Source organism: Pseudomonas sp. NPDC089758 (genome assembly GCF_044748705.1).
Classification (GTDB): domain Bacteria; phylum Pseudomonadota; class Gammaproteobacteria; order Pseudomonadales; family Pseudomonadaceae; genus Aquipseudomonas; species Aquipseudomonas putida_X.
Genome location: NZ_JBIVGN010000010.1, coordinates 183233 through 201701, shown reverse-complemented (window position 1 = coordinate 201701; position 18469 = coordinate 183233). Strand labels below are relative to the sequence as shown.

The window sequence follows — 18469 nt, the reverse complement described above, 5'->3', positions numbered from 1 at the left end:
GTTGCGCCACATCTGAAGGGACTTAAGAGATTTCCCACATGACAGTGGTTGGCAGACGTGTGACGGGCGGTGCGCTTTCGCGCTTGCTGACCCTCTTGGCGCTATTGGCCAGCCCTGTTCATGCGGATGATTCGGCCACTGCTGCGCAGGCCCTGCAACGTGCCGAGGCCGTGACTCAGGTTGTATTGGGTATCTTGAGTTACGCACGCTGGCCAGTCGAACCGGTGCCGCTGCGGTTGTGCCTCGTCGGCCCTACCGAGTACACCGACGACCTGATCAAAGGCAACCTGCAGAACTCCGGCCAACCGCTGCAAGTGCGCCGTCTGCTTGCTGATGACCGGGAGATCGCCCACGCGTGTGACGCCGTATACATCGGCAAGCTCGACCAAGGCCAGCGCGATCGGTTGTTCCAGGCCGTCAGTAACCACCCTGTATTGAGCATCAGTGAAGCCGACGACCCGTGCACGGTCGGTACCCTGTTCTGCCTGCGGGTCAGCGACCAGCAGGTTGCATTCGAGGTCAACCTCGACTCTGTGGCACGCTCGGGCGTGCGTATTCACCCCAGCGTGCTGCAGTTGTCGCGGCGCCGGGCGGTGCAACCATGAGGGCGAGCAGAAAAAGTGGCGTCCGCCCGACCCTGCGCTCGGTACTGAGCCGGGGTCACCTCAGCGTCGCCGTGTTGGCCGCCGGCCTTGCCGGTATCTCGCTGACAGTGCTGGGTGTGCTTGCCTTGCGTGTGTACGCCAACCACAACCTGCACTTGATCGCCCGCTCGATCAATTACACCGTCGAAGCCGCCGTGGTGTTCGACGACAGTGGCGCGGCCAACGAGGCCTTGGAGCTGATTGCCAGAACCGAAGAAGTGGCCGATGCCAAGGTGTTCAACAATGACGGTAAGCAGTTGGCGCATTGGCAGCGCAACGACAACGGCATGCTCGCGCCCTTGGAAGCGCAAGTGGCAAAGGCCTTGCTGAGTGAGCCCATCAACCTGCCGATCATGCATCAGCAACAGAAGGTCGGGCACATCGAGCTGGTCGGCCAAGGCCGCAGCCTGCTGCTGTTCCTGCTCAGCGGCTTGGGCGGCATCCTGTTCTGCACAGCCCTCAGCGCTTTTGTCGCCCAGTACCTGTCCCGGCGCATGCTCGGCGATATCGTCCGCCCTCTGCGTAGCCTGGCCAGCGTCGCCCACGCCGCCCGTCGCGAGCGCAGCTTCGACCGCCGTGTGCCGCAAGCGCCGATCGCGGAACTCAATGAACTGGGCAATGACTTCAACGCTTTGCTGGACGAACTGGAAATCTGGCATGGCCACCTGCAGAACGAAAACGCCACCTTGGCCCACCAGGCCAGCCACGACAGCCTCACCGGCCTGCACAACCGTGCGTTCTTCGAGGGCCGGCTCAACCGCAGCGTGCGCAATGCCGCCCGGCAGCAAGACCATATGGCGCTGTTGTTCCTCGACAGTGACCACTTCAAACAGATCAACGACAACCTCGGCCACGCGGTCGGGGACCAGGTGCTGATCAACGTCGCCGACCGCGTGCGGGCGCAACTGCGTGAGCATGACCTGGTGGCGCGCCTTGGCGGGGATGAATTCGCCGTGCTGCTGACACCGCTGCAGTCGCGCACAGATGCTGAACGTATCGCTGACAAGATCATCAGCAGCATGGCGCTGCCGATTCAGCTCGACAGCGGGGGCAGCATTACCACTTCGCTCAGCGTCGGGATTGCCTATTACCCGGAGGATGGCGACGACCCCGCCAGCCTCCTCGATGCCGCTGATGCGGCGATGTACCAGGCCAAGCGCATGCGCCGTGGCCACTGGCACGCGGCGCAGACGGAACGGTCCGCCGCTGAAATCAAGAACAGGAGCTGAACCGTGATACAGCGTTTGCATTTTCCCTTCATCGCCTTGCTGCTGGTTTTGCTGGCGCTCACGGGTTGCCAGAGCACACCCCGGAAAGGGCTGACGGCCGAACAGGTCGCTGTGCTCAAGCGCGAGGGGTTTGCCCCCACTGATGAGGGCTGGGCGTTCGATCTGTCGGGCAAGGTGCTGTTCGGCAGTGACGTGGACAGCCTCAATGGCCAGAGCCAGGCGATTGTCGAACGTATCGGCAAGGCGTTGCTGGGTGTTGGCATTCAGGGCGTGCGGGTCGACGGCCATGCCGATGCGTCAGGCAAGGCGGCGTACAACCAGCAGCTGTCAGAGCGGCGGGCGCAGAGTGTGGCCAAGGTGTTGATCGGCATCGGCATGCCTACCCAAAACATTCAGACCCGAGGCCTGGGCAGCACTCAGCCGGTAGCGGATAACCGCACCCGCCTTGGGCGTACCGAGAACCGGCGGGTATCGATTGTGGTGGCGTCTTACTGATATCCGCGTTGCATTCATCGCCGGCAAGCCGGCTCCCACATGGATTTGCGCCGGCTTTGCGAAATTGGGCAAGACAGTTGCTTCCACAGGTAAAGCGCAGGCCCGAAGAACTGCGCGGTTGCGGTGGCTTCTAGCAATTGGGCAAGACAGTTGCTTCCACAGGTAGAGCGCAGGCCTGAAGAACTGCGCGGTCGTGGTGGGAGCCGGCTTGCCGGCGATGGGCTGCAGAGCAGCCCCTTTACTGCTGAGCGAAACGCATCTCACGCGTTTGCCCCATCAACAATGGTGCATTCGCCTCGGTCACCCCACGAATGTAATCCCACAACAGGGTAATGCGCTTGAGCTTGCGCAAATCCTCCCGGCAATACATCCAGAACTGTCGCGTCACCTCGATCTGCTCAGGTAACACCGTGACCAGGCGCGCATCCTGCGCCGCCAGAAAACACGGCAAGATCGCCAACCCTCGCCCCTGCAACGCCGCCGTGTACTGTGCGATCACACTGGTACTGCGCAGGTGCGCGCTGGCGTTGGGAATCAGATTGGCCAGGTACAGCAGCTCGGAGCTGAACGCCAGGTCATCCACATAGCTGATGAACGGATGGCCAACCAGGTCGCTGACCTGGTCGATCGGCGCATGGTTGTCCAGATAATCCTGGGTCGCATACAGCCGCAGCCGGTAGTCGCATAGCTTGCAGCACACATACGGCCCATGCTCGGGCCGCTCCAAGGCGATGACGATGTCCGCCTCGCGCTTGGACAGGCTGATGAAATGCGGCAGCGGCAGAATATCCACCGATATCGCCGGGTAGGCATCGACGAAATGGCTCAACTGCGGGGTGACGAAAAAGCTGCCGAAGCCTTCCGTACAGCCCATGCGCACATGGCCCGACAACGCCACACCTGAACCTGACACCTGTTCGCAGGCCATGTGCAGCGTGCTTTCGATCGACTCCGCATAACCGAGCAAGCGCTGCCCCTCGGCAGTCAGGACAAAGCCATTGGTCCGGGATTTCTCGAAAAGAAGGGTACCCAACGCACCTTCCAGCGAAGTGATGCGCCGCGACACCGTGGTGTAGTCGACGCTCAGGCGTTTGGCCGCGCTGCTGGCCTTGCGGGTGCGTGCCACTTCGAGGAAGAACTTCAAATCGTCCCAGTTCAGCGAACTGAGGGAGGTCAGGTCTTTTTGCATGTTGATCCGGTTTTTTTGTGCGTTCTTGTTGGATGTTTGCACATCTATACTCGAAAAAAGCCCCATGACGCCACCTCGCGTTTGCACGGCGCTGGCGATCTCGTCCTGACAATAATTCCAAGGAGAACGCAGATGAACGCACCCCAATCCCCCGACCAGACCAAGGTCGAGCAGGTCAAGCTGCTGATCGACGGCCAGTGGGTCGAGTCCAAGACCACCGAATGGCGCGACATCGTCAACCCGGCCACCCAGCAGGTGCTGGCGCGGGTGCCGTTCGCCACCGTCGAAGAAGTGGATGCCGCCGTGGCGGCTGCCGAGCGCGCTTTCAAGACCTGGCGCGACACCCCGATCGGCGCACGCATGCGCATCATGCTCAAGCTGCAGGCGTTGATCCGCGAACACAGCAAGCGCATTGCCCTGACCCTGAGCGCCGAGCAGGGCAAAACCATTGCCGATGCCGAAGGTGATATCTTCCGAGGCCTGGAAGTGGTCGAGCACGCCGCCTCCATCGGCACCTTGCAGATGGGCGAGTTCGCCGAAAACGTCGCCGGCGGCGTCGACACCTACACGCTGCGCCAACCCATCGGCGTGTGCGCCGGCATCACCCCGTTCAACTTCCCGGCGATGATCCCCCTGTGGATGTTCCCCATGGCCATCGTCTGCGGTAACACCTTCGTGCTCAAACCGTCCGAGCAGGACCCGCTGTCGACCATGATGCTGGTCGAGCTGGCGCTGGAAGCCGGGGTGCCGGCCGGTGTGCTGAACGTGGTCCACGGCGGCAAGCAGGTCGTGGATGCGATATGCACGCACAAGGATATCAAGGCGATCTCCTTCGTCGGGTCCACCGAAGTCGGCACCCATGTGTACAACCTGGGCAGCCAGCACGGCAAACGCGTGCAGTCGATGATGGGGGCCAAGAACCACGCCGTGGTCCTGCCCGATGCCAACCGTACCCAGACCATCAACGCCCTGGTCGGTGCCGCCTTCGGCGCCGCGGGCCAGCGCTGCATGGCCACCTCGGTGGCGGTGCTGGTGGGCAAGGCACGTGAATGGCTGCCCGACATCAAGGACGCGGCCAGCAAGCTCAGGGTCAACGCCGGCAGCGAGCCGGGCACCGATGTCGGCCCGCTCGTCTCCAAGCGTGCCAAGGAGCGTGTGCTGGGGCTGATCGAAAGCGGTATCAAGGAAGGCGCCAAGCTGGAACTCGATGGCCGCGATGTGACGGTCCCGGGTTACGAGCAAGGCAATTTCGTCGGCCCGACCCTGTTCTCCGGTGTGACAACCGATATGCAGGTCTACACCCAGGAAATCTTCGGCCCGGTTCTGGTGACCCTGACAGTCGACACCCTCGACGAAGCCATCGCCCTGGTCAACGCCAACCCGTTCGGCAACGGCACAGGCCTGTTCACCCAGAGCGGCGCGGCGGCGCGCAAGTTCCAGAGCGAAATCGACATCGGCCAGGTCGGTATCAATATCCCGATCCCGGTACCCGTGCCGTTCTTCAGCTTCACCGGGTCGCGTGGCTCCAAGCTCGGTGACCTCGGCCCGTACGGCAAGCAGGTGGTGCAGTTCTACACGCAGACCAAGACCGTCACCGCCCGCTGGTTCGATGACGACAGCGTCAATGACGGTGTGAACACCACCATCAGCCTGCGCTAAGGAGATCGCCATGCGTATCGCATTCATCGGCCTGGGCAACATGGGCGCCCCCATGGCCCGCAACCTGATCAAGGCCGGGCACCAGTTGAACCTGTTCGACCTGAACAAGACCGTACTGGCCGAGCTCGCCGAACTGGGCGGGCAGGTCAGCGCCTCGCCCAAGGAAGCGGCAGCCAACAGCGAGCTGGTGATCACCATGCTGCCGGCTGCAGCCCATGTGCGCAGTGTCTACCTGAACGAAGACGGCGTGCTGGCGGGCGTGCGCCCGGGCACACCGACCGTGGACTGCAGCACCATCGACCCGCAGACAGCGCGCGAGGTGTGCAAGGCCGCGGCGGCCAAAGGTGTGGACATGGGCGATGCGCCGGTTTCCGGCGGCACTGGCGGCGCGGCGGCAGGCACCTTGACGTTCATGGTCGGTGCCAGCGCAGCGCTTTTTGCCACGCTCAAGCCGGTACTGGAACAGATGGGCCGCAACATCGTGCACTGCGGTGAGGTCGGCACCGGGCAGATTGCCAAGGTCTGCAACAACCTGCTGCTGGGCATCTCGATGATCGGCGTGGCCGAGGCCATGGCGCTGGGCAATGCGCTGGGGATCGACACCAAGGTACTGGCCGGCATCATCAACAGCTCGACCGGGCGTTGCTGGAGCTCCGACACCTACAACCCCTGGCCGGGCATCATCGAAACCGCCCCGGCATCCCGCGGCTATACCGGTGGCTTTGGTGCCGAGCTGATGCTCAAGGACCTGGGGCTGGCGACCGAAGCCGCGCGCCAGGTGCACCAACCAGTCATTCTCGGAGCTGTGGCCCAGCAGCTGTATCAGGCGATGAGCCTGCGCGGCGAGGGTGGCAAAGATTTCTCGGCGATCGTCGAGGGCTACCGCAAGAAGGATTGACGAGCGAGGTGGACTTCATCGCGGGCCGGGCGGCCTTCCCTCTGTAACTGCGCACCAGAGGGCAGGTTGCCCGTAACGCGATTTTTTTAACCATTATTGAGGCAAGGGGGGTAAGTAATGCATGAAAATTCCTAATCCAAAAAATGCAATGGTTAATATTAAATTCGCAGCACCCAAGATGATGAGCGGTTTTTTGATTTTTGAGGGTAGACTATTTACTTCCTTGATATCCACGAGATTTTTACGCGCGTAAATTTTGGGGATGAGCAGGATGAATGAGACATTGGAAAGACGAAGGAGCTTTCCAAACAGGCCGGCATGTAGCCATATTTTCTTTTCGCCGTGTACTGCTTTGCAATTTAACAAAAAGCCTTCAATGTAATCGATTTTGCGATGTGCTATATATGTCATTATTGCAAGGCTCATGAAAATTGAGGCCGTGACAGTCATGGAGCACACTAGAAAGATTAGGTGGGTGAGTGTCATTTTGTTACAGCCTCATACAGCAATTCTCCCGCTTTGGCTCCTATTTCAGTCCCCAGTTTGCCCCCTACCATTCCCCCCGCTGTACCACCGAATATCCCGCAAGCGAATGCTCCTGTTCCACCTGATGCTACGCCAAAGACCAAGCTGCAAGCTGCACCAACAAGAAGTTTACCACCGGCTGCCCCGGCAGCCGTACCCCCTAGACCCAAGGCTAAGGAGCTAATCTCGACGTAATGCGCTTTTTTGCATTCCTCCTCGCGTCCAAGCGTACAGGCTTTATGTATCTCTAGGCCCGTAGCAGCGACGTCTAACGAAATCCCTACATACGTTCCTTTCTTGATCAGCTTAGCAGCCTTCGCTACGCCTGAGACTTTGTTGGCATATCCTGCAATCTCTCCCGTATGTAAGTAACTCTTTGTGGATATTCCCAACATCCTCTTGATCGAGCTTTTGTTCCTTAAACCTGAACCGTAAGCAGCCAGCTTGTTCATCTGCTGATCCAACTTCATGAACAAGGCTGAACGCTTCGCATAGAACTGATCGCGAGCTGTTATCGTCCCTGACCCGAGATACTGCTGATGCAGCTTCTCAATATCCATCAAGGTGGCCTCGATGGCTTTGAGGTGCTTGCTCCACCCTTCACTGACAACGCCAGCGCCCACGGATGCATGCGCGATGAGGCTCTTCAAGGTCTCGAAGTTATCTAGGAAAAAATTATCCACACCCTGGCCGTTGCGCATCAGTCCTATGTGCACAACGGCGGCCTGCTTCATCAACCAGGCTTCCTGGCTGGTACAGGAAGCGGTCGTGGGATCGCCGATGATCACCAGTTCACCGCTACGGACCACTGTATCGGCAATATGAGCGTTGAGCACATCGAACTTTTCCAGCGAATGACCGGTTAATCCAAGGTCCGTTTTGAGCCGGTGATAGTTTTGCAATTTGAAATTGAGAAACGCTCGGGCTTCTGACACGGTGCTGCCCTCACGCGTACTTTTTGTTACCGATACGGTCCCAACCTCCAGCGACATTGCCGGCGCCGGCGCCATCAAGGCGCCGCTGCTGAGTGTATGTGGTCTTGATGCGACCGTAATCGAGCTGCACCACTTCCAGCGGTACACCCGCGTCAACGCACTGCGAGTATTCGGCGATAATAACTTCTTCTAGAATGATTTCGTAATATTTTAGTTTTTCGCCTCCGGCGCGACAGAGCGCCAGCTTCACTTCCTTGAGGTGTTGCCCGGTACAACTGGCCTCCATCAGTTTGCAACTGGCACTGTCGAGATATTTCCTGAAGGTGAAGTTGGTCACGGTGGTGCGCCCAGATGTAGCGCCCCCAGCGGAGCTCGCAGTGGCGGATGTGCTTTGACTGACGCCAAAGTCGTAACCGATTACTTCAATCCATTTTTTGTATTGTTCGTCCAGGGCTTCACCTGGAATGGTGTCGATCTGAATGTATGCATCAAAAGCCATCGTTACCGCTCCCTGGCAATTATTTTTACTGGGTAATGTCGCCCGTCGATATGGGCCATGAATGGAGCCTAGGCCGGCAAAAAACGAGCGCAATACATTATGGGAGGCAACGATGCGTTTCAGAAAAGGACTACAAAGATGGAAGGTAGGCTGAGCGTATATGTCAGAGGATGTAACTGTGGCCCTGTGGGGGGGCGAGTTGTCCACAGGGCCGGAGTAACAGATCAGGCGAAAACGAAATACTTACGTACCGTCTCGACCACTTCCCAGGTCCCTTTCATGCCCGGTTCGATCACGAACACATCACCGGCCTTCAGGTGTTTGGGCGCTTCACCTTCCGGGGTGACGATGCAGTAACCCTCAAGAAAGTGGCAGAACTCCCACTTCTCGTAGTTGACCTCGAACTTGCCCGGCGTGCAGATCCAGGTGCCCATGATCTTGCTGCCGTCGGCCGACAGGTAAGCATTGAGGTTGACGGTGTGCGGATCGCCGCCGATGCGCTTCCACTTGGTAGCGTCCACGACCGGTGTCGGGCAAGTTTCGCGCAGGACGGTGATGAAATCGGACATGGCACAACTCCTGGTGACTGGCTGAATGACTCGACACCATAGGGCCATTGGCCGAGCCGCAGTTGCCTGGGCTCGACGTTCAGGTGCCTGACTGCGCTATGTGCATGCGCGTGGGTAAGCGCGCTCAGGGCTTGGCCAGCCGCTCGACCAACCCGGCCGCATAGCCTGGCAACCCCGCAAAATCCCGTGCGCACAGCAGCAATCGGCGATTCGCCCAGTCCTCACGCAGCGCCACCCAGTGCAGCGGCAACACGCCTTCCCAGCGCTTCACTGCCGCCAATGGCACCACGCCAACCCCGGCGCCACCTGCAACCATGCGGATCACCCCGTCAAAGCCTTCGGCGCGCACCCGTACGTGCATGCGCCGCCCTTCGCGCAGGGCCTGCTCCTCCAGATACAACGCCAGGGCGCTGTTCGCACCAAGCCCGACATGCCCGTGGGCAAGGCTGCCGATGAAGCTTGGGGCAGGCTCCGAGCTGAGCGGGTGAGCAAGCGGAGTGATCAGTACCAGCGGGTCGTCGCGAAACGGCAGGGTTTGCAGGTGCGTGCTGGGCGCAGCGGTGGAAATGATGCCCACATCGGCCATGCCTTGGCTGATCGACTGCACGATCCTCAGGCTCGGCATTTCCTGCACGTCGACGCTCACACCAGGGTTTTCCGCCAGATACCCGGCCAACTGCTCCGGCAGGTATTCGGTCAGCGCCGCCGTGTTGCACAGCAGGCGCACCTGGCCCTGCTGCCCCTGAGCGTACTGGCCCAGCTCGAACTGGAGGCGTTCGACCTGCTGGCCGATCAGCCGAGCATGCTGAAGCAGCGCCTGGCCCGCTGGGGTCGGCTGTACGCCGCGGCGGTTGCGTTCCAGCAACGCAGTGCCGAGCGAGGCTTCCATGGCACGGATTCGTGCACTGGCAGCCGGCAGCGACAGGTGGCTGCAGCGGGCCCCGGCGGTGATGTTGCCGCACTCCAGGGTGTGCCGGAATAGCGTGAGATCAATCAGGTCGAAATGCATCAGCCTCTGTCCTGGCGAGAGTCAGGCTGAGTATATGGCAGATTTTCAGCAGCCCCGTTGCACGCCATGATGGTGGTCATGAATGACCTGATCGCTTTCTATCAACATATCGGGCCGGCTCTGTCCCTGCTGGTAATCATGACGTTCCTGCTGGCTGGCGCGGTGAAAGGGGTGATCGGCCTGGGCCTGCCGACCATCGCGATGGGGCTTTTAGGCCTGGCTATGCCTCCGGCGCAGGCTGCCGCGTTGCTGATCGTGCCATCGACTATCACCAACCTTTGGCAGCTGGCGGCGGGAGGCCACCTGTCGGCGTTGCTGCGGCGTCTCGGGCCGATGCTCGCGATGATCTTTATGGGGACGCTGCTTGGTAGTGCCTGGCTGGGGATCGACAGTGGCCCATGGGCGGCGCATGCGTTGGGCGCGGCGCTGCTGGTGTACGCCTTGTATGGCCTGATCGGACCTGGCCTGCGGCTGGCGGCAGGCAGAGAAGGGTGGCTTGGGCCGTTGTGCGGGATGCTGACCGGCATCGTGAGCGCCGCCACGGGTGTGTTCGTGATACCCGCAGTGCCTTACCTGCAGAGCCTTGGCCTGAGCCGCGACGAAATGATCCAGGCATTGGGGCTGTCGTTCACCGTCTCGACCCTGGCGCTGGCCCTGGGCCTGGCTGGCCAAGACGCCTTGGGTGGCCAGGCAATGGGGGCTTCATTTTTGATGCTGGCACCGGCGCTCCTGGGCATGCTGGCTGGCCAGTGGCTGCGCCAGCGCATCAGCGCCGTGCTGTTCAAACGGTGCTTCTTCATCGGCCTGGCCGCGCTGGGCGGCCACCTGCTGATCAACGGTTAGCGGAGGACGCGCTGAGCATTTCTATCAGCTGGATATCGAAGTCACGCTCAAGGTAGTCCATACGTTTTTCGAAGAACTCGACCATGTGCGGCAACGCCGAATGCACATCCAGCGCCGCTTTGTTGGCCCATACCTCGAAGAATACGAACAGGCTTGGGTCTTCCTTGTCGCGCAGCATGTGGTATTCGATGCAGCCAGGCTCATTGCGGCTCGGTTCAACGTAGGCGCGGAACAGGGTTTCGAATGCTTCGGCCATTTCCGGACGGGTCTTTGCCTTGAGAATGAAGGCGTACTGCTCGCTCATTGATCACAACTCATTTGATGATGGGATGAAGCGATTCTAAGGCAATAATGAGCTTTGGATTCGTGACTTATGGTCAATTGTATTTTGCCCCGCTCACCCTGTATCCCATGCCCCTTGATCGCTAATCTGCCGGCCATTGATTCTTGACGCGAGGTCAGCATGAAAAAGATTCTCCTGCTCAATGGCGGTAAACAGTTCGCCCACTCTGAAGGTCGCCTCAACCAGACGCTGCACGAGGCTGCCCTCGCTCATCTCGACCGAGCCGGTTTTGACGTGCAGCAAACCTTCATCGACGCCGGCTACGACGTGCAGGCCGAAGTCGAGAAATTCCTCTGGGCCGATGTGGTGATCTACCAGATGCCGGGCTGGTGGATGGGCGCACCCTGGACCGTCAAGAAATACATCGACGAAGTCTTCACTGCAGGCCACGGCAGCCTCTACGCCAACGATGGCCGGACCCGCTCGGATGCTTCGCAGAAGTACGGTAGCGGCGGCCTGGTGCAGGGCAAGCAGTACATGCTGTCGCTGACCTGGAACGCACCGCAGCAGGCCTTCGACGACCCGAGTGATTTCTTTGAGGGCAAAGGGGTGGATGCGGTGTATTTCCCGTTCCACAAGGCCAATCAGTTCCTCGGCATGACCGGCCTGCCAACCTATCTGGCAGTCGATGTGATGAAACGCCCGGATGTGCCGGCTGCGTTGGCAGCTTATGAGGCGCATCTGAATGCCGTGTTCGGCATCGCTCAGTGAGATAGGGCCGCTTCGCGCCCCAATCGCCGGCAAGCCGGCTCCCACCTGGATTGCGGCAACTTTTAGAAATTGAGCAAGACAGTTGCTTGCACAGGTAAAGCCCAGGCCTGAAGCACAGCGCGGTCGGGGTGGGAGCCGGCTTGCCGGCGACTGGGCGCGAAGCGGCCCCTTGCACAGGCGCCGATCACCCGCTATCAATCACGGCCTATCCATTGTGTGGTCAATCCTGTGAAAACCCGATCCGAAGAACTCCAGGTATTCGTCGCCGTCATCGACTGCGGTTCGATTTCCGCTGCCGCCGAGCAACTGGGCCAGACGCCTTCGGCGGTCAGCCGCACCTTGGCGCGCCTGGAGGCAAAGCTGGGCACTACGCTGGTCAATCGCACCACCCGGCGCATGGACCTGACCGAAGAAGGGCGCTTTTTCCTCGACCGTTCTCGGCTGGTGCTCCAGCAAATGGACGACATGGAAGAGCGCCTGTCGATGAACCGCCAGACACCTTCCGGGCGCTTGCGCATCAATGCCGCAGCGCCGTTCATGCTGCATGCGATCCTGCCCTGGATCGGCGAATTTCGCAGCCAGTACCCCGATATCGAGCTGGAACTGAACACCGATGACCTGATCATCGACCTGTTGGAGCAGAGTACCGACGTCGCGATCCGCATCGGTGAGTTGGCCGACTCCAGCCTGCACGCCCGTTCGCTGGGCTGCAGCCCGGTGCAAATCCTTGCAAGTCCGGCTTACCTGGAGCGGCACGGTACCCCGCAGCACGTCGAAGACCTGAACCATCACTGCCTGCTCGGTTTCAGCCAGCCCGAGTCACTCAACCAGTGGCCGCTGCGCCATGCCCAAGGCGACCGTTGGGCGATTCGCCCGGCGCTGCTCGCCTCCAGCGGCGAGACCCTGCGCCAGTTGGCGCTGGCCGGGGAGGGTATCGTCAGCCTCTCGCACTTCATGACCCACGAGGACATCCGCGCCGGCCGACTGCAGGTCATTCTGAGCGCTGCCAACAACGGCTACCGCCAGCCTATCCACGCTGTTTATTACCGCAACACGCAACTGGCCCTGCGCATCCAGTGCTTCCTCGACTTCATCCAGCGCAAACTGGCGATGTATGCCTGCTGAGTTGCCTGAACGCGACAAATCCTGTCCATGGGCGGCGAAACTTCCTACAGGTGATTGCACAGTCGACAGGCTTCGGCCTTACTGGGTGATCAACAAAAACAACACCAAGGAAGTGTCATGCGTATTGTCCTGTTCCAGTCCATGGCCCTCGGCGCGGCGATCTTGAGCTGTTCATCGGCCTATGCGGTAACCCTGGAGGGTGGCGCGGTGGCCGCCCCTGATCAATATGGCGCACAGGTGGCCGCCGACATCCTGAAAAAGGGCGGCAATGCGGTGGATGCGGCGGTAGCCACCGCCTTCACCCTGGCGGTGACCTACCCAGAGGCCGGCAACATCGGTGGCGGTGGTTTCATGACCCTGTTCGTCGATGGCAAGCCGTACTTCCTCGACTACCGAGAAGTGGCGCCCAAGGCCGCGACCCGCAACATGTACCTGGACGAAAAAGGCGAGGTCATCGAGAACCTCAGCTTGGTCGGCGCGCGCGCCGCCGGCGTGCCTGGCACGGTGATGGGCCTGTGGGAAGCGCACAAGAAATTCGGCAAGCTGCCCTGGAGCGAGCTGCTGACCCCCGCCATCGGCTATGCGAAAAACGGCTTCAAGATTGCCGAAAAGCAGTATCAGTACCGCAACGACGCCCAGGGCCTGTTCAAGACCGCGACCAACTTCAACGACTATTTCGGCACCATGAAGGTCGGCGAGCTGTTCAAACAGCCAGAAATGGCCCAGACCCTCGAACGTATTGCCGACAAAGGCGTGAGCGAGTTCTACCAAGGCAAGACCGCTGATCTGCTGGTGGCGCAGATGCAGGCCGACAAAGGCCTGATCACCAAAGAAGACCTCAAGGACTACAAGGCCGTCTGGCGTGAGCCCATGGCCCTGAGCTGGCGCGGCAACGTGGTTTACACCGCGCCACCGCCAAGCTCCGGCGGCGTCGCCCTGGCCCAGTTGCTGGGCATCAAGGAAGACCGTGCGGCCGACTTCAAAGGCGTTGCGCACAATTCGGCGCAATACATTCACCTGCTGGCTGAGATCGAGAAGCGTGTGTTTGCCGACCGCGCCGACTACCTGGGCGACCCGGCCTTCACCAAGGTGCCGGTCGACCAGCTGATCGCCAAGGATTACCTGGCCAAGCGCGCCGCGCAGGTCAACGCCAAGGCCATCTCCGCCACCGAGGATGTCAAACCGGGCCTTGAGCCGCACCAGACCACGCACTTCTCGATCGTCGACAAACAGGGCAACGCGGTCAGCAATACCTATACCCTCAACCTCGACTACGGCAGTGGTGTGGTGGTCAAGGGCGCGGGCTTCCTGCTCAACGACGAAATGGACGACTTCAGCGCCAAGCCAGGCGCAGCCAATGCCTTCGGTGTGGTGGGCGGTGATGCCAACGCCATCGAGCCGGGCAAGCGCATGCTGTCGTCCATGAGCCCCAGCCTGATGACCCGCGATGGCAAGGTCGAACTGGTGATCGGTACACCCGGCGGCTCGCGGATCTTCACTTCGATCTTCCAGGTGATGAACAACCTGTACGACTACGGCATGCCCCTGGACAAGGCCGTCGCGGCGCAGCGGGTGCACCACCAGTTGCTGCCCAAGGACACCATCTACTTCGACAGCTATGCACCGCTTACCGGCCCGGTGGCCGATGAGCTGAAGAAGATGGGTTATGTGCTCGAGGATCAGGGCTGGGAGATGGGGGATATCCAGGCGATCCGCGTCAACGGGGCGAAGCTTGAGACGGCTTCGGATCCGCGTGGGCGCGGGGTGGGGATGGTCGTTAAATAACCGGCTGCCAGCTCTGGCAGTATCGCGGGCAAGCCGGCTCCCATCGCTATCGAGGGAGCCGGCTTGGCGGCAAGGGGCCGCCAAGCGTGCCTCAACAGGCTAAGGTCAGACCCGGAACTGGCTGACCAGCGTCTGCAGGTGCCCACCCAGGCGTGCCAGCTCGACACTGGACGCGGCCGTCTCGTCACTGGCCGCTGCGGTCTGCTCCGACACATCGCGCACATTCAGAATGCTGCGGCTGATCTCCTCAGCCACCGCGCTCTGCTGCTCGGCTGCCGCGGCAATCTGCTGGTTCATCGACTGGATGCTCGACACCGTGCTGGTGATGTTTTCCAGCGAAGTGCCGGCCTTGCGCGCCAGTTCGACACTGCTGTCAGTCAGGGTGCGGCTGCCTTGCATGGCGTTGGCCACTTGCTGGGTACCATGTTGCAGGCCTGCCACCAATTCTTCGATCTCTTCGGTGGATTTCTGCGTGCGCTGGGCCAAACCACGCACTTCGTCGGCGACCACGGCGAAACCACGCCCTGCCTCACCGGCACGGGCCGCTTCGATGGCAGCGTTGAGCGCCAGCAGGTTGGTCTGTTCGGCTACCGACTTGATCACATCCATGACGCTGCCGATCTTCTGGCTTTCCTGCTGCAGCAGGTTCATGGCTTCGGTGGAGCGGTGCACTTCCTCGGCCAGGCGTTCGATCTGGCTGATCGCTTCGCCAACCACGCGATCACCTGCGCGTGCTTCGTTGTCGGCACCGGTGGCTGCGTGGGAAGCCTGTTCGGCATTGCGCGCGACTTCCTGAACGGTCGCGGCCATTTCGTGCATGGCGGTAGCGACCTGGTCGGTTTCGACCTTCTGGCTGTTTGCGCCAGCGCTGGTCTGCTCGGTGACCGCCGACAGTTCCTCAGCGGCGCTGGCGATCTGCGTGACACCGTCGCGGATGCCGGTGATGAGCTCGCGCAGGGTGGTGCCCATGCGGGCGATGCCCTGTTGCAGCACGCCGATCTCGTCGCGGCGGGTAACCCGCAGGTCGTGGGTGAGGTCGCCACCGGCGATGCGCTCCACCGCTTGCAATGTGTCGTGCAGCGGGCGGGTGATCTGGCGCGTGATCAGCACCGCTGCCAGCACACCGACCAGCAAGGCCAGCAACGTGGCGATGGTCTGCAGGCTGCGTGCCTGGGCGCTCTCGGCGTCGCGGCGGTCGATCTGGATCTTGTACAGCGCATCGCTGCGCTTGACGATGTCGCCGCCTTGCACGGTCATCTCGGCACGGGCGGTGGTGATTTCGGCGACTGCAGCGCGGAACTGGCGCACGGCCTCACGGTAGGTCTGTATCGATTGCTCCAACTGCTGCACCCGCGTGGCTTCGGCGGGCAGCTGACGCTTCAGGGTGTCGATCTCGGCAAGGGCCGCCTCCAGCTGGCGCAGGGCGGCTTGTTCGTTGGCCGCAGAGTTGTCGGCAATGTAACCGCGCACATCCACCCGCACTTGCAGCAGTTGCTGGCGCGCCTTGCTGATCAGTTGGTATTGAGCCAGGCGCACGCTATCGGCCTCGGGCCGGCCCATGACCTCCTCGCCCAGCAACGCCATGGCCTCGTCGGCCTTGGCTGCCGATACGTTCATCGCGTCACGTGCAGCCAGCGAGCCTTTATAGCCTGCACGCATCTTGTTCAGCGAGACTTCGTACTCGCTGATGGTCTGGCCCAGTTCTTTGAGCAGCTTGACGTTTTCCGGGCTCTTGAAAGTACTGACCAGGTATTGCTGCTGTTTGCTGAAGGCATCCAGCTTGGCCTGGGTGTTCGCTGCTGCAGCATCGTCGCCATTGGCGATCATGTACTGCAGGCGCGCCACGCGCAGGTCGGTCAGGTCTTTGTTGAGCTTGCCGATGTCGCCCATCCAGTTGCTGCGGTCGATGAGGCTGCCCAGGCTGGTCCAGCCGGTGAGGGCCAGCAGGCCGGTGAGGACCAGCACCAGGCCGAAGCCCAGGCCGAGTTTGAGGTTGACGCTGATGTTGGCAAACCAGCTGTTCATGCACGCTCTCCAGAAATGATTTCGCTCACTTGATCAATTGTCGATCGCTAGGCGTTGTTGTTCTGGATGCCCGCTGAATCGTGCAGGGGTTATCGGCAAATGGCGGGGAAGCTGAAACGCTTTTTCGACTCAATTGCGATACCGCGCACGGCAGCTGGCGTGCCATGCGCAGGGGGGCCTCGAAACGTCAAAGGTTGGGCGCACTGAACGTGTCGCAGCTGTTCACTTCGCCTTGGGCAAACCCGGCCTTGAACCACCGCACCCGCTGCGCCGAGGTCCCATGGGTAAAGGAGTCCGGGACCACGCGCCCCTGGCCTTTTTGCTGCAGCCGGTCATCACCGATGGCGTTGGCTGCATTCAGCGCTTCCTCGACATCCCCCGGCTCAAGCCAGTTCAGCCGTTGCTGCGCCTGGTATGCCCATACCCCGGCCAGGCAGTCGGCCTGCAACTCCTGGCGCACCAGCAAGCCATTTTCACCCTCCAGGCGCTGGCCTGCGCGGCGCGCCGCATCGACCTTGGCCGACACGCCAAGCAACGTCTGCACGTGGTGGCCGATCTCGTGGGCGATCACGTAGGCCTGAGCGAAGTCGCCGGCAGCGGCGAAGCGGGTTTCCATTTCACGGAAGAACGACATGTCCAGGTACACCCTTTGGTCAGCAGGGCAGTAGAACGGCCCCACCGCCGCTGAAGCGAAGCCGCAGGCGGAATTGACCTGGCCGCTGAACAGTACCAGCTTGGGCTCGCGGTACTGCTTGCCAGCCTGGGAGAACAACGCCTTCCAGGTGTCTTCGGTGTCGCCCAGGATCGACGCGACGAACTGGGCCTGCTCGTCGTTGGCCGCTGGGGCCTTGTTGCCCACGCTGCTTGGAGCCTGCTGCTGTTCCATTTGCCCGGTGAGCTGGCCGAGGATCTGCAGCGGGTCCTGGCCAGTGAGCCAGCCGATGCCGACGATCAGAAGGATGGCCCCGAGGCCGAGGCCCTTGCCACCGCCAAAGCGCATGCCACCACCGCCGCCACCTTGGCCACGGGCATCGACCACGTTGTCGCTACGACGGCCTTTTCGCCATTCCATGAAGTGCACTCCAGAGCGTGAAACATGAAGACATAGGTTAGTTCACGCCAGCCAAAGGTACTAATGCATAACCATTTGGTTAAGTAACGGTGGGCGGAATTCAATATTCATCTGCTTCGACCTATCCGAAACTGCAAGTCCGCCTGCGAACCACAGGTGTTTTGATAACTCCAAGAGAGGAAAACGGCATGCCCGCCCAGGACAACAGCCGCTTCGTGATCCGTGATCGCAACTGGCACCCCAAGGCCCTGACGCCCGACTACAAGACTTCTGTTGCCCGCTCGCCGCGCCAGGCATTGGTCAGCATTCCGCAGTCGATCAGCGAAACCACCGGCCCGGATTTCACCCACCTGGGCTTCGGCGCCCACGACCATGACCTGCTGCTCAACTTCAACAACGGTGGCCTGCCGATTGGTGAGCGCATCATCGTTGCCGGCCGCGTCGTCGACCAATACGGCAAGCCAGTGCCCAACACCTTGGTAGAAATGTGGCAAGCCAACGCCGGTGGCCGTTATCGCCACAAGAACGATCGCTACCTGGCCCCGCTGGACCCGAATTTCGGTGGCGTCGGCCGCTGCCTGACCGACAGTGATGGCTACTACAGCTTCCGCACCATCAAGCCAGGCCCCTACCCATGGCGCAACGGCCCGAACGACTGGCGCCCGGCGCACATCCACTTCGGTATCAGCGGCCCGTCGATCGCCACCAAGCTGATCACCCAGCTGTACTTCGAGGGCGACCCGCTGATCCCGATGTGCCCGATCGTCAAGTCGATCGCCAACCCTGAAGCGGTGCAGCAACTGATCGCCAAGCTCGACATGAGTAACGCCAACCCCATGGATTGCCTGGCGTACCGCTTCGACATCGTGCTGCGCGGCCAGCGCAAGACCCACTTCGAAAACTGCTGAGGACCC

The 18469-nt window shown here is 61.1% G+C and carries 19 protein-coding genes; 10 read left to right on the top strand and 9 right to left on the bottom strand.

The features are described from left to right. Window positions 1-38: 38 nt before the first annotated feature. Genes ACIPZH_RS15870 through ACIPZH_RS15860 form a run of 3 tightly spaced genes read left to right on the top strand, consistent with a single transcriptional unit; the run spans window position 39 to window position 2368 of the window. Window positions 39-605 (top strand): YfiR family protein, encoded by a 567-nt coding sequence (locus ACIPZH_RS15870; protein ID WP_400636830.1) that lies wholly within the window; start codon window positions 39-41, stop codon window positions 603-605. After that, window positions 602-1873 (top strand): diguanylate cyclase domain-containing protein, encoded by a 1272-nt coding sequence (locus ACIPZH_RS15865; protein ID WP_400636828.1) that lies wholly within the window; start codon window positions 602-604, stop codon window positions 1871-1873. The genes ACIPZH_RS15870 and ACIPZH_RS15865 overlap by 4 nt, the downstream gene beginning before the upstream one ends. Window positions 1874-1876: 3 nt before the next feature. After that, the gene (locus ACIPZH_RS15860; protein ID WP_400636826.1) at window positions 1877-2368 is read left to right on the top strand and encodes an OmpA family protein; all 492 of its coding nucleotides are present in this window, start codon (window positions 1877-1879) and stop codon (window positions 2366-2368) included. A 238-nt stretch (window positions 2369-2606) separates the two neighbouring features. Here ACIPZH_RS15860 and ACIPZH_RS15855 read toward each other — a convergent pair whose 3' ends face one another. After that, complete coding sequence (locus tag ACIPZH_RS15855) at window positions 2607-3557, bottom strand: LysR family transcriptional regulator (RefSeq protein WP_267820911.1); 951 nt, start codon at window positions 3555-3557, stop codon at window positions 2607-2609. Between the two features lie 132 nt (window positions 3558-3689). Here ACIPZH_RS15855 and ACIPZH_RS15850 point away from each other — a divergent pair, with 132 nt between their 5' ends. Both ACIPZH_RS15850 and mmsB read left to right on the top strand, forming a co-directional pair. After that, window positions 3690-5216: a CoA-acylating methylmalonate-semialdehyde dehydrogenase gene (locus tag ACIPZH_RS15850; protein ID WP_400636825.1), complete on the top strand. Its 1527-nt coding sequence runs from the start codon at window positions 3690-3692 to the stop codon at window positions 5214-5216. A gap of 10 nt (window positions 5217-5226) precedes the next feature. Next, window positions 5227-6114 carry a 3-hydroxyisobutyrate dehydrogenase gene (gene mmsB / locus ACIPZH_RS15845; RefSeq protein ID WP_267820915.1) on the top strand — a complete coding sequence of 296 codons (888 nt, stop codon included), beginning with the start codon at window positions 5227-5229 and terminating at the stop codon, window positions 6112-6114. A gap of 93 nt (window positions 6115-6207) precedes the next feature. Here mmsB and ACIPZH_RS15840 read toward each other — a convergent pair whose 3' ends face one another. From ACIPZH_RS15840 to ACIPZH_RS15820, 5 genes are all read right to left on the bottom strand, one after another. Next, complete coding sequence (locus tag ACIPZH_RS15840; protein WP_267820917.1) at window positions 6208-6564, bottom strand: hypothetical protein; 357 nt, start codon at window positions 6562-6564, stop codon at window positions 6208-6210. 32 nt (window positions 6565-6596) lie between these two features. After that, window positions 6597-7574: a hypothetical protein gene (locus ACIPZH_RS15835; RefSeq protein WP_400629305.1), complete on the bottom strand. Its 978-nt coding sequence runs from the start codon at window positions 7572-7574 to the stop codon at window positions 6597-6599. A 10-nt stretch (window positions 7575-7584) separates the two neighbouring features. After that, entirely contained in the window at window positions 7585-8073 is a 489-nt protein-coding gene (locus tag ACIPZH_RS15830) for an Hcp family type VI secretion system effector (RefSeq protein WP_400636823.1), read from the bottom strand. Window positions 8074-8297: 224 nt separating this feature from the next. Continuing rightward, window positions 8298-8642 carry a cupin domain-containing protein gene (locus ACIPZH_RS15825; protein ID WP_241806530.1) on the bottom strand — a complete coding sequence of 115 codons (345 nt, stop codon included), beginning with the start codon at window positions 8640-8642 and terminating at the stop codon, window positions 8298-8300. 124 nt (window positions 8643-8766) lie between these two features. Further along, window positions 8767-9651: a LysR family transcriptional regulator gene (locus ACIPZH_RS15820; protein WP_400636822.1), complete on the bottom strand. Its 885-nt coding sequence runs from the start codon at window positions 9649-9651 to the stop codon at window positions 8767-8769. Between the two features lie 78 nt (window positions 9652-9729). On the opposite strand from ACIPZH_RS15820, the gene ACIPZH_RS15815 reads away from it, so the two are divergent. After that, window positions 9730-10494, top strand: coding sequence for a sulfite exporter TauE/SafE family protein (locus ACIPZH_RS15815; RefSeq protein ID WP_400636821.1), 765 nt, complete (start codon window positions 9730-9732; stop codon window positions 10492-10494). Here the strand turns inward: ACIPZH_RS15815 and ACIPZH_RS15810 are convergent. Further along, on the bottom strand, window positions 10484-10798 hold the full coding sequence (locus ACIPZH_RS15810) for a putative quinol monooxygenase (RefSeq protein WP_400636819.1): 315 nt from the start codon (window positions 10796-10798) through the stop codon (window positions 10484-10486). The two genes, ACIPZH_RS15815 and ACIPZH_RS15810, sit on opposite strands and share 11 nt — an antisense overlap. A gap of 159 nt (window positions 10799-10957) precedes the next feature. Between ACIPZH_RS15810 and ACIPZH_RS15805 the strand changes: the two genes are divergently transcribed. The 3 genes from ACIPZH_RS15805 (at window position 10958) to ggt (ending at window position 14458) form a co-directional block, all read left to right on the top strand. After that, complete coding sequence (locus tag ACIPZH_RS15805) at window positions 10958-11548, top strand: NAD(P)H-dependent oxidoreductase (protein ID WP_400636817.1); 591 nt, start codon at window positions 10958-10960, stop codon at window positions 11546-11548. A gap of 228 nt (window positions 11549-11776) precedes the next feature. Continuing rightward, window positions 11777-12673 (top strand): LysR family transcriptional regulator, encoded by an 897-nt coding sequence (locus ACIPZH_RS15800; RefSeq protein WP_400629175.1) that lies wholly within the window; start codon window positions 11777-11779, stop codon window positions 12671-12673. Window positions 12674-12790: 117 nt separating this feature from the next. After that, on the top strand, window positions 12791-14458 hold the full coding sequence (ggt, locus tag ACIPZH_RS15795) for a gamma-glutamyltransferase (RefSeq protein WP_400636816.1): 1668 nt from the start codon (window positions 12791-12793) through the stop codon (window positions 14456-14458). Between the two features lie 105 nt (window positions 14459-14563). Here the strand turns inward: ggt and ACIPZH_RS15790 are convergent, their stop codons facing one another. Both ACIPZH_RS15790 and ACIPZH_RS15785 read right to left on the bottom strand, forming a co-directional pair. After that, window positions 14564-16483, bottom strand: coding sequence for a methyl-accepting chemotaxis protein (locus tag ACIPZH_RS15790; protein ID WP_400636814.1), 1920 nt, complete (start codon window positions 16481-16483; stop codon window positions 14564-14566). 187 nt (window positions 16484-16670) lie between these two features. Further along, window positions 16671-17555, bottom strand: a complete 885-nt coding sequence (locus ACIPZH_RS15785; protein WP_400636812.1) for a neutral zinc metallopeptidase — start codon at window positions 17553-17555, stop codon at window positions 16671-16673. Window positions 17556-17743: 188 nt separating this feature from the next. On the opposite strand from ACIPZH_RS15785, the gene pcaH reads away from it, so the two are divergent. Further along, entirely contained in the window at window positions 17744-18463 is a 720-nt protein-coding gene (gene pcaH, locus ACIPZH_RS15780; RefSeq protein WP_241806539.1) for a protocatechuate 3,4-dioxygenase subunit beta, read from the top strand. Window positions 18464-18469: the final 6 nt, after the last annotated feature.

Coding starts and splice junctions, on each gene's coding strand:
- ACIPZH_RS15810 (WP_400636819.1), bottom strand. CDS start 10,798: ATGAGCGAGCAGTACGCCTTCATTCTCAAGGCAAAGACCCGTCCGGAA.
- ACIPZH_RS15820 (WP_400636822.1), bottom strand. CDS start 9,651: ATGCATTTCGACCTGATTGATCTCACGCTATTCCGGCACACCCTGGAG.
- ACIPZH_RS15855 (WP_267820911.1), bottom strand. CDS start 3,557: ATGCAAAAAGACCTGACCTCCCTCAGTTCGCTGAACTGGGACGATTTG.
- ACIPZH_RS15790 (WP_400636814.1), bottom strand. CDS start 16,483: ATGAACAGCTGGTTTGCCAACATCAGCGTCAACCTCAAACTCGGCCTG.
- pcaH (WP_241806539.1), top strand. CDS start 17,744: ATGCCCGCCCAGGACAACAGCCGCTTCGTGATCCGTGATCGCAACTGG.
- ggt (WP_400636816.1), top strand. CDS start 12,791: ATGCGTATTGTCCTGTTCCAGTCCATGGCCCTCGGCGCGGCGATCTTG.
- ACIPZH_RS15850 (WP_400636825.1), top strand. CDS start 3,690: ATGAACGCACCCCAATCCCCCGACCAGACCAAGGTCGAGCAGGTCAAG.
- ACIPZH_RS15785 (WP_400636812.1), bottom strand. CDS start 17,555: ATGGAATGGCGAAAAGGCCGTCGTAGCGACAACGTGGTCGATGCCCGT.
- ACIPZH_RS15825 (WP_241806530.1), bottom strand. CDS start 8,642: ATGTCCGATTTCATCACCGTCCTGCGCGAAACTTGCCCGACACCGGTC.
- mmsB (WP_267820915.1), top strand. CDS start 5,227: ATGCGTATCGCATTCATCGGCCTGGGCAACATGGGCGCCCCCATGGCC.
- ACIPZH_RS15840 (WP_267820917.1), bottom strand. CDS start 6,564: ATGACTGTCACGGCCTCAATTTTCATGAGCCTTGCAATAATGACATAT.
- ACIPZH_RS15815 (WP_400636821.1), top strand. CDS start 9,730: ATGAATGACCTGATCGCTTTCTATCAACATATCGGGCCGGCTCTGTCC.
- ACIPZH_RS15870 (WP_400636830.1), top strand. CDS start 39: ATGACAGTGGTTGGCAGACGTGTGACGGGCGGTGCGCTTTCGCGCTTG.
- ACIPZH_RS15805 (WP_400636817.1), top strand. CDS start 10,958: ATGAAAAAGATTCTCCTGCTCAATGGCGGTAAACAGTTCGCCCACTCT.
- ACIPZH_RS15830 (WP_400636823.1), bottom strand. CDS start 8,073: ATGGCTTTTGATGCATACATTCAGATCGACACCATTCCAGGTGAAGCC.
- ACIPZH_RS15865 (WP_400636828.1), top strand. CDS start 602: ATGAGGGCGAGCAGAAAAAGTGGCGTCCGCCCGACCCTGCGCTCGGTA.